Source organism: Clostridium guangxiense, from assembly GCF_021043395.1.
Taxonomy (GTDB): Bacteria; Bacillota; Clostridia; order Clostridiales; family Clostridiaceae; genus Clostridium_S; species Clostridium_S guangxiense.
Window position 1 is genome coordinate 58,056 of sequence record NZ_JAJNKE010000002.1, and the last position, 12,791, is coordinate 70,846.

10 protein-coding genes are annotated in these 12,791 nt (G+C 32.3%); all 10 read left to right on the top strand.

Annotation, left to right across the window (positions count from 1 at the left end):
- Window positions 1-219: 219 nt before the first annotated feature.
- The 10 genes from LQK79_RS02200 (at window position 220) to LQK79_RS02245 (ending at window position 12,664) form a co-directional block, all read left to right on the top strand.
- On the top strand, window positions 220-882 hold the full coding sequence (locus LQK79_RS02200; RefSeq protein ID WP_231015347.1) for a class II aldolase/adducin family protein: 663 nt from the start codon (window positions 220-222) through the stop codon (window positions 880-882).
- A gap of 15 nt (window positions 883-897) precedes the next feature.
- Window positions 898-1,899, top strand: a complete 1,002-nt coding sequence (locus LQK79_RS02205; protein WP_231015348.1) for a dihydroxyacetone kinase subunit DhaK — start codon at window positions 898-900, stop codon at window positions 1,897-1,899.
- A 388-nt stretch (window positions 1,900-2,287) separates the two neighbouring features.
- Window positions 2,288-2,908, top strand: a complete 621-nt coding sequence (dhaL, locus tag LQK79_RS02210) for a dihydroxyacetone kinase subunit DhaL (RefSeq protein ID WP_053241138.1) — start codon at window positions 2,288-2,290, stop codon at window positions 2,906-2,908.
- A 477-nt stretch (window positions 2,909-3,385) separates the two neighbouring features.
- Entirely contained in the window at window positions 3,386-4,339 is a 954-nt protein-coding gene (gene glpX / locus LQK79_RS02215; protein ID WP_231015351.1) for a class II fructose-bisphosphatase, read from the top strand.
- 450 nt (window positions 4,340-4,789) lie between these two features.
- Window positions 4,790-5,464: a GntR family transcriptional regulator gene (locus LQK79_RS02220; RefSeq protein ID WP_231015352.1), complete on the top strand. Its 675-nt coding sequence runs from the start codon at window positions 4,790-4,792 to the stop codon at window positions 5,462-5,464.
- A 189-nt stretch (window positions 5,465-5,653) separates the two neighbouring features.
- Window positions 5,654-7,267: a mannitol dehydrogenase family protein gene (locus LQK79_RS02225; RefSeq protein ID WP_231015354.1), complete on the top strand. Its 1,614-nt coding sequence runs from the start codon at window positions 5,654-5,656 to the stop codon at window positions 7,265-7,267.
- Between the two features lie 19 nt (window positions 7,268-7,286).
- The gene (uxuA, locus tag LQK79_RS02230; RefSeq protein ID WP_231015355.1) at window positions 7,287-8,360 is read left to right on the top strand and encodes a mannonate dehydratase; all 1,074 of its coding nucleotides are present in this window, start codon (window positions 7,287-7,289) and stop codon (window positions 8,358-8,360) included.
- A 356-nt stretch (window positions 8,361-8,716) separates the two neighbouring features.
- Window positions 8,717-9,739, top strand: a complete 1,023-nt coding sequence (locus tag LQK79_RS02235; RefSeq protein WP_231015356.1) for a zinc-binding alcohol dehydrogenase family protein — start codon at window positions 8,717-8,719, stop codon at window positions 9,737-9,739.
- Window positions 9,740-9,828: 89 nt separating this feature from the next.
- Entirely contained in the window at window positions 9,829-11,172 is a 1,344-nt protein-coding gene (locus tag LQK79_RS02240) for an MFS transporter (protein ID WP_231015357.1), read from the top strand.
- 454 nt (window positions 11,173-11,626) lie between these two features.
- Entirely contained in the window at window positions 11,627-12,664 is a 1,038-nt protein-coding gene (locus tag LQK79_RS02245; RefSeq protein WP_053241144.1) for an ArsR/SmtB family transcription factor, read from the top strand.
- The last annotated feature ends 127 nt before the right edge of the window (window positions 12,665-12,791 follow it).

A 12,791-nucleotide genomic window follows, 5' to 3' on the forward strand; every position in this document is an offset into this window, starting at 1 on the left:
GATGAAAATCGCGGGGTTTGGGCGGAGCCCATTATCCTTCTAGAACCCAAAGCGAGCACTGTTTAAGCAACAGGCAAGAACAAAAAGTAATAAGAGATGAAAATCGCGGGGTTTGGGCGGAGCCCATTATCCTTCTAGAACCCAAAGCGAGCACTGTTTAAGCAACAGGCAAAAACAAAAAGTAATAAGAGATGAAAATATATGAATGGAGTGATATTAATGTTAGAAGAATTAAAAAAAGAAGTTGTTAAAATAGCTAAAGAGGCTGATAGATCTGGATTATGCAAACATAGATCAGGTAACTTCAGTATAAGAGATAAAGAAACGGGGTATGTTGTTGTAACTCCTACAGGTGTAGACAGAGAAATATTAACTTACCATGATATATGCGTTATGGATTTAGATGCAAATGTAATTGAAAACGTTACAGGTTTAAGACCTACAAGTGAGGTTTTAATGCATCTTGAACTTTATAAAACAAGAGATGACATATTTGCAGTTGCTCATACACATTCACGTTTTGCAACAGCTTTTGCAGTTCTTAACAAGCCAATACCAGCAATAATATATGAGTGTGCAAATCTTGGACTTAAAGATGCTGTAATACCTGTAGCACCATATGGAAGACCAGGAACAAGAGCTCTTTCTGACAGCGTTATAGAACCTATAAAAAGAGCAGATACAATACTTCTTGAAAAGCATGGAGTAGTAGCTGTAGATAAAGATCCTGAAGAAGCACTATTAAAAGCTCACTATGTAGAAGAGTTAGCAGAGGTTTATTATAGGTCACTTACAATAAATGGAGGGAAAGAACCAGCTTCATTTGCACCAGAAGAACTTCAAAGATGGGAATATCCTTCAGAAATTAAATTAAAAGGATAAGAGAGGTGAATTACTATGAAGAAATTAATGAATAAGGCAGAGGATTTTTCAAGGGAAACTATAGAGGGAATTATCCTTGCACATTCAGAAAGTTTAAAAATGGTTAATAATAACTTCAGATGTATAGTTAGAGCGGATGAAAAGAGGCCTGGTAAGGTTGCAATTGCTACAGGTGGAGGTTCAGGACATCTTCCAACCTTCCTTGGATATGTTGGCTATGGGCTTGCTGATGGGGTAACTGTTGGAAATGTTTTTGCATCACCAAGTGCTGAAGCTATGTACGAAGTGGACAAAGCTATAGATAATGGAGCTGGAATTCTTCACTTATATGGAAGATACGGTGGAGACATAATGAATTTTGGAATGGCAGCAGATCTTGCTTCAATGGATGATATAAGAGTTGAAGAAGTTTTGGTTACAGATGATGTTGCATCAGCACCAAAGGGTGAGGAAGATAGAAGAAGAGGAGTTGCAGGACTTTTCTATGCATATAAGACAGCAGGAGCAGCAGCAGAAAAAATGTATTCACTTGATGAAGTTAAAAGAATTGCTCAGAAAACTGTGAATAACACAAGAACTATGGGAGTTGCTTTAAGTCCATGCACAGTTCCAGAAGCGGGAAAACCTACATTTGCTATTGCTGATGATGAAATGGAAATAGGTATGGGTATACATGGAGAGCCAGGAATTGAAAGAACAAAACTTAGAACTAATGATGAAATTGTAGAAATCATGTTAAATAAGATAATTGAAGATTTACCATTTGAAGAAGGAGATGAAGTTTCAGTTCTTGTTAATGGACTTGGAGCGACTCCACTTGAAGAACTTTATATTGCATATAGAAAAGCTTATGAGATATTAAATAAAAATGGTATAAAAATATACAGAAATTATATAGGAGAATTTGCTACTTCAATGGAGATGGCAGGTATGTCATTAACTCTTCTGAAACTAGATGACGAGCTAAAGGAAATGCTAGATTTTGAAGCTTATTCACCATTTTTTAAACAAGAATAGATTTAAATTACTTGTATAATATTAGACTTATTAACTTGAAAGGTTAAAATGACTAATGCCAAATTAATCCTGTTAAACTGGAATTTAACTCAGAGTACAAAGTACAGAGGACAGAGTACAGTGAAGGATGATTTTTCTCCGCTGTTGCTACAAAAAATCTTAAACTTAATACACGCAAAGCGCTTAAAATATAGTGTTCAGCGCAGCTGACACTATTAAGTTCTAAGATTTACCTGAGAGTAACGAAAGGTAAATCTACCTTTACTGTACTCTGTACTTTGTACTCTGTGCTCTGAATCAACTTCCAGTTTGTCAGGATAAAGCTGGAACTTATAATTTTCAAGTTTCACGTTGTCTATCTATAGCATAATTAATTGGAGGGTGAAAAATGAATAAAGAATTTTTGAAAAAAATACTTGGAGAAATAACTAAGGTCATGAATGAAGAAAAAGAGTATCTTATAGAACTTGATGGTGCTATGGGCGATGGAGATCTTGGATTAACAATGTCAACCGGATTTAAAACTATGTATGATGAAGTTAATAATGTAGATTCAGATGATATAGGTACGGTAATGATGAAGCTTGGAATGAAAATGAACTCAACTGTGCCATCTACTATGGGAACTTTAATATCGATATGTTTTCTAAAAGCAGCTAAAGAAGCAAAAGGAAAAGCAGAAGTAGATCTTTTAACTGCTTCAAAAATGGGAAGGGCCGCTGTAAATGGAGTTATGGAAAGGGGAAAGGCTAAAGTAGGACAAAAGACAATGCTTGATGCTTTAGATCCAGCAGTAAGAGCACTTGAAAAGGCAGCAGAAGAAAACCAAGCTGCAAAAGCAGCTTTTGAAAAAGCTTATGAAGCAGCAAAACAGGGTGTCGAAAATACAAAACAAATAAAATCAGTTCATGGAAGAGCTGCATACTATGGAGAAAAGTCCCTTGGAAGACCAGATTCAGGAGCAGTTGCAGTTATGTTTATATTTAAAGGAATTGCGCAAAGCTTTTAAGTGTGAAGTAACAATGCTTCGTCATGTTAAAAAATTCTATAAATCTAAGGCTGAAAAATTTATTAGAATTTTTTTAAAATCATTCCTTCAGCATTGTTACTTCACTTCCACGGTAGTGCAAGGAAAAAATTCCTCCGTACCTACGGAATTTTTGGTGTGAACTTGTCCACTCATTTATTGATTAACAGTGATTATAGAGTATTTTTCGTAGGCAACCGTAGAAAAATTTACCTTGCATTTCCGGTTTAGCGAAGTAACAGTATTGAAGAGATGATTTAAATGAAAGCTAATAAATCTTAGGCAATGATTGTTAAAAGGCTTAGAAGCTTCAATTTGTTTGAGCCACAGGCGAGTTATTGAAACTTCTTAGAATTTTGACAATCATCGCCTTAGATTTATAGTTTTCATTTAACATCTCAAGATACTGTTAGTTCGCAATCTTTTTAATTTGTGTGATAAAGAATTGGGGGTGAGAAAATGGACGGTGATATGATTATTGGTCTTGCCAAGGTTACTGAAGCGGCGGCAATTAGATCGGCAAAGCTTGTTGGTAGAGGAGATAAAAATGAAGCAGATGGTGCAGCAGTAGATGGTATGAATGATGCATTTGCCTCTATGCCTATAAGGGGAACTGTGGTAATTGGAGAAGGTGAGCTGGATGAAGCACCAATGCTTTATATAGGACAGAAGGTAGGAAAATGGGAAATGGATATGCCAGAGATGGATATAGCTGTAGATCCAGTAGATGGTACTACCTTAATAGCAAAAGGATTGTCTCATGGAATAGCTGTTGTGGCTATGGGAACAAAGGGGACTCTTCTTCATGCTCCAGACATGTACATGGAAAAGATAGCAGTAGGTAGAGGTGCAAAAGGCGCAATAGATATAGGAAAATCTCCAATGGAAAATATGATAAACACTGCAAAAGAGCTAGGTAAGGATGTAAGAGAACTTACAGTACTGCTTCAAGATAGAGATAGACATAACTATATAATTGAAGCTGCTAGAAGAATAGGTGCAAAGGTAAAAGTATTTGGCGAAGGTGATGTAGAAGCTATTTTAACATGTGGACTGGAAAGTTTAGGTGTGGATATATTTATAGGAACAGGAGGGGCACCAGAAGGAGTAATAGCTGCTGCGGCAATAAAATGTTTAGGTGGAGATATGCAGTGTAGACTAAAACCATATACTACTGAAGAGATAAATAGATGTTTGAAAATGGGAATTAAAGACATTAACAAGGTACTTACCTTAGATAATCTTGTTAAAGGTGAAGATATATATTTTTCTGCTACAGGAATTACTAAATGTGAATTTTTGGATGGTGTAATTTTTAATAATAATCAAGCTATAACTCATACTATGGTAATGAATTTAAAAGATAGGACAACAAGGTTTATAAAGACAATGCGAAGTAACATAGTGTCTTAAAAAAATAAATAAAATTAATAAATTCTATTTAAGTTATTATGTTACTAAAGATATATTAATGTGAAACTTAAAGTTCATGTATATCAAAATTCGATATTTAGGGTATTTTGGTATATATGAATTTTACTAGTTTCAGTACTAAAAGGCAAGGAGGATTTTCTGTGAGAGGAAAATCTTCCTTTACTATTAACTTATTGTTAGTAGCTTGCAGAATACCGCAAGCAGTAAATATTATAACTTTTTAAGCATTAGGATATTCATCTAAATGTTGGCAAAAAATAACAAAATACTTATATATTTTAAGCTATCTTAGGCTGTAGATTATTGTACTAAGAATTAATATAAATTAAAATCATAAAAATATATTGAATTTATCGTATTATATGCTATAATTATTTATATCTACCATACAAGTATGGTTGTATGGTAAGCCAAAAGGAGAGTTAATAGATGATTTTTGAAACGGGAAAAAAATTAACAAGCAAAAAATTATATCAAATTTTGAAAGAAGAGATTATAAAATTAAATTTAAAACCAGGTCTTAGCATTTCTGAAAAGGGTATCTCAGAAAAGTTTGATGTAAGCAGAACTCCTGTTAGAGAAGCATTTTTACTTCTTTCTCAAGAGGGTCTCCTTGATATCTATCCTCAAAAGGGTACATTTGTTTCATTAATTGATCTTTCTCAAGTAGAGGAAGCAAGATTTTTACGTGAGCATATGGAAAGAGCCGTAGTTAAACTAGCTTGCACAACAGATTTTTCGGAAAAGAAGCTAATATCTCTTGAAATGAGTGTAAAAGTTCAAAAGATGTGCATCAAAAATAAGGATTATATAGGAGCTTTTAAAGCTGATGAAGATTTTCATAGGACTATCTTTGAAGGCTGCAATAAGTTAAGAACCTGGAATACGATTTGCCAGGTTGAAATGGATTTTCAACGTATTCGTATGCTGACGCTGGCTTCTAATTTAAAAGTTGATGATATAACTTCTCAGCACTCAGCTCTCATCGATTTAATAAAGAATAAAAAGCCTGAGGCTGCTGATGAAATTATGAAAAACCATCTAACAATGGTTAACTACAATTTAAAGAAAATAAAAGAAAACTATCCTGAGTATTTTAAATAATAATTGGTTTAAAAGAGGGGTGTTAAAATACTTCTGCAAAAGTATATAAAAATAACATCTCCTCTTTCAATAAATAATAATCGTTTTAATTTTAACACAACTACAAATTATATGCTATTAATTATTATTGGTGTATTTTAAATGAAATGGTTTACTAAAAACATTAATTTATGAGGAGGTAATTTTATTATGTTAAATTTAAGTAGTAAAGGCATTAAAGATAAAGAAGCATGGAAAAGTGCAGATATTGAACTTCCTAAATTCTCTTATGAAAACATGGCTAAGGAAACTAAAGCAAATCCAGCTTGGGTGCATTTTGGTTCAGGTAATATTTTCAGAGGTTTTATAGCTGCACTAGAACAAACACTTTTAAATTCAGGAAAAGAAAAATCTGGAATTGTTGCTGTTGAAACTTATGACTATGAAATCATAGACAAAATATATACACCATTTAATAACTTAAGCTTACAGGTGATTATGGAACCCAACGGAAAATTAAAGAATGCAGTAATTGCAAGTATAGGAGAAAGCATTGCAGCAGATACTGAAAGAAAAGAAAATTGGGCTAGATTAAATTCGATATTCGAAAATCCTTCACTTAAAATGATAAGCTTTACTATAACTGAAAAAGGATATAACTTAAAGAGTTTATCTGGAGATTTCTCAGCTGAAGTAGCACAGGATATAAAAAATGGACCAGCTAAGCCAAATAACGTTATGTCAAAGGTTACTTCTCTTTTGTACACTAGATTTAAGGCTGGAAAACTTCCACTTGCAGTAGTTAGTATGGATAACTGCTCTCACAATGGAGAAAAATTATATGCTTCAATAAACACAATAGCAACTAAATGGGCTGAAAACAAGCTTGTCGAGAAGGAGTTTGTTGACTATTTAAACGATACTACTAAAGTAACCTTCCCTTGGAGCATGATAGACAAGATTACCCCAAGACCTTCTGATATAGTAGAAGAAAAATTAACTAAGCTTGGCCTTACTAATTTATCTCCTATTATAACAAGCAAACATACTTATATAGCACCTTTTGTAAATGCTGAAGGACCGCAATACTTAGTTGTTGAAGATAGTTTTCCAAATGGAAGACCTGCTCTTGAGGATGCTGGAGTATATTTCACAAACAGAGAAACCGTTGAAAGAGTTGAAAGAATGAAGGTTTGCACATGCCTTAACCCTCTTCATACATCTTTGGCAGTTTTCGGCTGCGTACTTGGATATACTCTTATTGCTGATGAAATGAAAGATGACTGCTTATCAGCACTTGTAAACAAAATAGGCTATGAAGAAGGTATGCCTGTAGTTATAGACCCTAAGATACTTAACCCTAAGGATTTTATAAAAGAGGTTATAGAAGTAAGACTTCCAAACCCATTTATTCCTGATACTCCTCAAAGAATTGCCACAGATACCTCACAAAAGGTTGGTATAAGATTCGGAGAAACAATTAAGGAATATGTAAAGAGATCAGATTTGGATGTAACGTCACTTAAATATATACCACTTGTTATTGCAGGCTGGTTACGATACCTTCTTGGAGTAGATGACGATGGTAAAATTTTTGAAATTAGCTCTGACCCACTTCTAGAAAGTTTAAAAGAATATTTATCAGAAGTAGAACTAGGCAAAAAATACATCAAAGGTTCCTTAAAACCTATACTTTCAAATAAAGCCATCTTTGGATCAGATCTCTATGAAATAGGTCTTGGCGAGAAAGTTGAAAATTACTTTGAAGAAATGCTTGTAGGACCAAAGGCAGTAAGAAATACACTAAATAAATATTTAAAATAATGAAGAAAGAGGTGTTTTTATGAAAATGACATTTAGATGGTTCGGTGAAAATGATGACAGCGTCACACTTGACCAAATACGTCAAATACCAGGAGTTACAGGAGTTGTAGGCTTTTTATCAGATATTCCAGCAGGAGAATTATGGCCACTTGATACAATAATGGAGTACAAGAAGAACATAGAAGCTCATGGATTAGAGCTTGAAGTTATAGAGAGCGTAAATGTACACGAAGACATAAAGCTTGGCTTACCTTCAAGAGATAAATATATAGAAAATTACAAAGAAACAATCAAAAACTTATCAAAAGCTGGAGTAAAGGTTATATGCTATAACTTCATGCCTGTATTTGATTGGCTTAGGACAGACCTTGCAATGAAGCTTCCTGATGGTTCTGAAGCTATGGATTATGATGATGCTAAATTAAGGGGAATGGACCCAGTAAAATTAGTAGAAGCTACAACAAAAAATTCTAATGGCTTTACACTTCCTGGTTGGGAACCTGAAAGACTTAAGGAATTAAAAAGAGTTGTTGAACTTTATAAAGATGTACATGAAGAAAAATTATTTGAAAACTACAAGTATTTTCTTGAAGGAATAATACCTACTTGCGAAAAATACGACGTTAAAATGGCAGTTCATCCAGATGACCCTGCATGGGGAATATTTGAACTTCCAAGAATAGTACATTCAAAGGAAAACTTAGATAGGATAGTTAAGCTTGTGGACAGCCCATACAACGGACTTTGTCTATGCAGTGGTGCACTTGGATGTGAAAGAAAGAATAACATTCCTGAAATTATAAGACACTTTGGTGCTATGGGAAGAATACACTTCGGTCATGTTAGAAACATAAAATTTGTAGGCGAAAGACATTTCCACGAGGTATCTCACCTTTCAAGCGATGGAGACTTCGATATGTTTGAAATAATGAAGGCATATCATGACGTAGGCTTTGAAGGCTATATAAGACCTGACCATGGAAGAATGTTATGGGGAGAAAAAGCAAGACCAGGATACGGTTTGTACGACAGAGCTCTTGGAGTAGCATACTTAAATGGATTGTGGGAAGCAATTAAAAAAACGAGTAAATAAATTAATTTATTTAAATAAAAAAAGACATTTCACAATTTGCTATTATAAGGACTACCATCCGAATATAACAAATTATGTATGAAATGTCTAATATAAAATGTTTTCAAGGCTTAATATAACACAAATTAAATTAATTAACAAATGCATTTAAAACAGTTTTTTATTTTTTAATATGCATAAAAACGTTTTCTAGTACAAAAGTTTAAGGTCATATTTAAAATATCAAATGTTTACTAGATATTGACGTTTTTTATTACAACAGATTTTTAATAAAGTTTCTAAGTTAAAATTATTAATTTGGCTTTATTAATAAATAAAATTTTACGAAATTAACACAAAAATAGGAGGAAAAAGTTATGAAAATTGCAAGAGTTTATGGGAAAGACGATCTTAGGGTGGAAGAAGTTGAGATACCTAAAGTTATAAAATCAGATGATGTTTTGATAAAAACAAAGAGAGTTGGCATTTGTGGGTCTGATGTTCATCTATATCATGGTGAAAATCCATTAGCTGTACTACCAAGAGTTATGGGACATGAAGTTGTTGGTGAAGTTGTTGAAATAGGCAGCGATGTAAAAAATCTTAATGTTGGTGATCATGTTGTAATTGAACCAATTAACTATTGTGGAAAATGTTACGCGTGCCGTCATGGTATGCCTAATGTATGTAAGGATCTATCTGTATTTGGTGTTCATGAGGATGGTGGCATGCGAGAATATTTCACAGTATCTGAAAAACAATGTCATGTAATGAATAAGGATTTGGATTGGGATACTGCAGTATTAACTGAACCATATACGATTGGTGCTAATTCAACAGCTCGTGGTAATGTTGGTGTCGGAGATACTGTACTTATTCAAGGAGCAGGCCCTATAGGGGTATGCATACTTAAATTGGCTAAGATAAAGGGTGCATCCGTAATGATAACAGATGTTGTTGAGGATAAGTTAAAATTTGCTAAAGAAAATGGAGCAGATAGAGTTGTCAATATTGCTAAGGAAGATATTAAAGAAGCAGTTAAAGATTGGACAAATGGTGAAGGCGTAAATAAAGTTATTGATGCAGTTGGATCTACAAAGACATTTGAAGTTAGCTTTGATTTGATATCACCAGCTGGTACAATTGTTGTTTTGGGATTTTCTGAAAGAGCATCACAAATTCCTCAACTTCCTATTACTAAAAATCAATTAACTGTTGTTGGCACTAGACTACAAGCATATCAATTTGCTAATGTCATTCGTTTAATGGAATCTGGAATGTTAAAAAATGATGGATTAATTACGCATAGATTTAAATTTGATCAAATTCAACAAGCTTTTGATTTTATTAATGAACACCCTGAAGAGGTTAAAAAAATGATTCTTACTTTTGATGATTAGTTAAAATTGCTTTTTGTTTATAAACATCTAAGGTTAAGTGCGGGAAGATAAAGTTAATTTTTGTAAATAGTAAGGAAGGTGTATTAAAAATGCAGAAAAATGGTAATGATACTTATGAAATTGAAACAAAAGAATTGGTTAAAGTTGCTGCAAGTGGCTGGCTTGGAACAGCAATGGAATTCATGGATTTTCAGTTGTATTCTCTTGCAGCTGCTATTGTTTTTAATAAGGTATTTTTTCCAAATGCAAGTCCTGCCATAGGTTTAATAATGTCGATGGGAACATATGGAGCTGGATATATTGCTAGGTTAGTCGGAGCATATATATTTGGAAGAATTGGTGATAAAGTAGGCCGTAGAGCAGTTCTTTTTATTACTATAACTCTTATGGGTCTTACATCAACACTCATAGGTTTCCTGCCTACTTATCAAAAAGTTGGTATATTAGCTCCAATTGGATTAGTTATACTAAGAATTTTCCAGGGTTTAGGTGCTGGAGCAGAAATAAGTGGTGCCGGTGTTATGGTTGCTGAATTTTCAAAAGTGAAAAATAGAGGTTTAATTGGTAGTTTAGTTTGTTTAGGAACTTCATCTGGGACATTATTAGCAAATTTAATTTGGACTGTCATTTTGACGAATATTAATGAAAAGGATTTATTTGCGTGGGGATGGAGAATTCCATTCTTTGCATCTTTTATTGTTATGATTGCAGCAATTTTAATTAGAATTTTCGTTAAAGAAAGTCCGGTTATGGCAGAGAAGAAAAAGCTGCTTTTAGAAGAAAGACAGGAAATAGGGAAGAATGGCAAATCAGTTGAGGCTGATAGAAAAGGAAAAAAGAGTTTTTTAGTTGCACTAGGATTACGTTTTGGACAAGCTGGAAATAGCGGTATTTTACAAACATATTTAGCTGGTTTTGTTGTTACTGTCCTTTTGATGCAAAAAACAATTGCAACAGATGCAAATATTATTTCATCCTTAGTATCTTTTATAACTATTCCTGTGGTTGGATATCTTGGCGATAAATTTGGAAGAAGAAAAATATATATGATTTTGTCATTGGCAATGGCAGTTTATTCAATCCCAATGATGATGTTGATTAATTCAAAAAATGTTGTTTTACTGACTATTGCACTGGTAATCGGTTTGAATGTTGGCTGTCAAGGAATATTTGCTTTGGAAAATGTAATGCTAAGCGAATTATTTGGATCAAAAAATAGAGTTACTTTGGTTTCACTTGCTAAAGAAGTAGCAGGAGTTATAGCTACTGGTTTTGGTCCCTTAATTGCAGCTAGTTGGGTATCAGCAATGTCAGGTAGTTGGATTCCAGTTGCTATAATGCTGATTATTTTTTCTTTAAGCACCTTCTTTAGTTCTTATGTTTCTGAAGACGTTACCGGAAGAGATTTAAACGATTTAGATGATGCAATGTAACTTTAGATATATTTGACATGCACATTTTAATATTAATTAATATTTAATTTTTAGCTAAATTGACATATTAAGAAAGTTCGTGTGAAATAAAAAAACTCACATGAACTTTCTTAATATTTTTAGTAATTTGAGGAGTTATAGTATAAGTAGCAAATTATAAGTTTTAACATTTTAAAATATTAAAGTTTATAATTTGTCATTCATAGTATCAATAAATTCTTTAATTTTAATTATGTGGTGATTTTTTATGTTATCATATATTTCATTTTCTGGAATTTCAATTATAGGATTAATTTCCGTCTGTTATTGATAATACAGCCTTTGATAATGATTTTATTAAACAATAACTAAATTTTCTGCTATATTATTAAAAAACTATGCTATAATTATAACATAATGAGGCAAAGCTAATTATGGATAAGTATTAAATACTTAGTGTTAAAAGGATGGTATTATGAACAATTTTGAGGAAAAAGCACCTAAAGTATATTTAAAGAAATCTATGGTAATAGAACTTATAAGTATAACTTTAAGTATCTTTAATAAGGATGAAGAATGTAAGGGTTTAGTCCAAAAAGTATATGGAAAAACATTTGTGGACGAAGTGACAAGCAAATATAAAAATTTAGAAGTTTTAATAAAGTCTCTTAAAGATGGTGGATATGGAATTTTTGAGTTTTTATATTTAAATAGAGAGTTTGATGACGTTGAAAAATACATAGAAAGCGTAAAGAATACTACAAAAGAATCATTTTTTTATAATTTTTGGGGACTTGAAATAAACGAGGAAAAAATCAAAAAGGTTTTAAAAAATGACAGAAATCTAGAAGAATTTTTTTACGGATACAAATATTTATGTGATGATTTGGATTGCTTTAAATTTATAGTTAATAATAGGCAAGAGTTTTTGGATATGATTTTAAAGTGCACTTTAGAATTTTATACAGATGAATTTAATAAGCTTATGGATAATTTATATGACAGCTATAAAAACGAATTCATAAAATTGGAAAATGAGTTAAAATCAAATGAACCTATTGAAATATCTCAAAACATAATGGGTAGAAATTTTAGAAGAAAAGATCCATATGAAGAATACATATTTATACCATCATATTTTTTAATTGGAAGGTATGTAAGGTATATGAGTGATATTCAGGTTTTAGCATATAAGATGATAGAAAGTGCAGAAGTCAAAGTTGATAAAATGTTTCAAGTACTTAAGGTTATTTCTGATAGTACACGTTTTGAAATATTGAAACTTTTAATGAAGGAACCAATGTATGGTAAACAAATTTCTGAAATAGTAAATTTAACAACTCCAACAATATCACATCATCTTGAATTGTTGAGAAGCGTTGGAATAATAAGTGAAGAAAGAATAAAAAATATTAAATATTTTAGTGCAAACGGCAATGAAATTAAAAAATTTTTAAGCTGGATTGGTGAGAACCTTGATATAAGTCAGCTTCCTCACGCCGAAAATAAGTAGAATATTTTACAGGGAAAAATTAATATAAGTCTGTAATTGCGAAGTTAACATCAGTAAGCTTACTGGTGTTAATTTTTTTGAAATATTTGTGAATACTTCTAATATTATTTATTTTGTATGTTATAAT

Coding starts and splice junctions, on each gene's coding strand:
- LQK79_RS02235 (WP_231015356.1), top strand. CDS start 8,717: ATGAAAATTGCAAGAGTTTATGGGAAAGACGATCTTAGGGTGGAAGAA.
- LQK79_RS02205 (WP_231015348.1), top strand. CDS start 898: ATGAAGAAATTAATGAATAAGGCAGAGGATTTTTCAAGGGAAACTATA.
- LQK79_RS02200 (WP_231015347.1), top strand. CDS start 220: ATGTTAGAAGAATTAAAAAAAGAAGTTGTTAAAATAGCTAAAGAGGCT.
- LQK79_RS02245 (WP_053241144.1), top strand. CDS start 11,627: ATGAACAATTTTGAGGAAAAAGCACCTAAAGTATATTTAAAGAAATCT.
- uxuA (WP_231015355.1), top strand. CDS start 7,287: ATGAAAATGACATTTAGATGGTTCGGTGAAAATGATGACAGCGTCACA.
- LQK79_RS02220 (WP_231015352.1), top strand. CDS start 4,790: ATGATTTTTGAAACGGGAAAAAAATTAACAAGCAAAAAATTATATCAA.
- glpX (WP_231015351.1), top strand. CDS start 3,386: ATGGACGGTGATATGATTATTGGTCTTGCCAAGGTTACTGAAGCGGCG.
- LQK79_RS02225 (WP_231015354.1), top strand. CDS start 5,654: ATGTTAAATTTAAGTAGTAAAGGCATTAAAGATAAAGAAGCATGGAAA.
- LQK79_RS02240 (WP_231015357.1), top strand. CDS start 9,829: ATGCAGAAAAATGGTAATGATACTTATGAAATTGAAACAAAAGAATTG.
- dhaL (WP_053241138.1), top strand. CDS start 2,288: ATGAATAAAGAATTTTTGAAAAAAATACTTGGAGAAATAACTAAGGTC.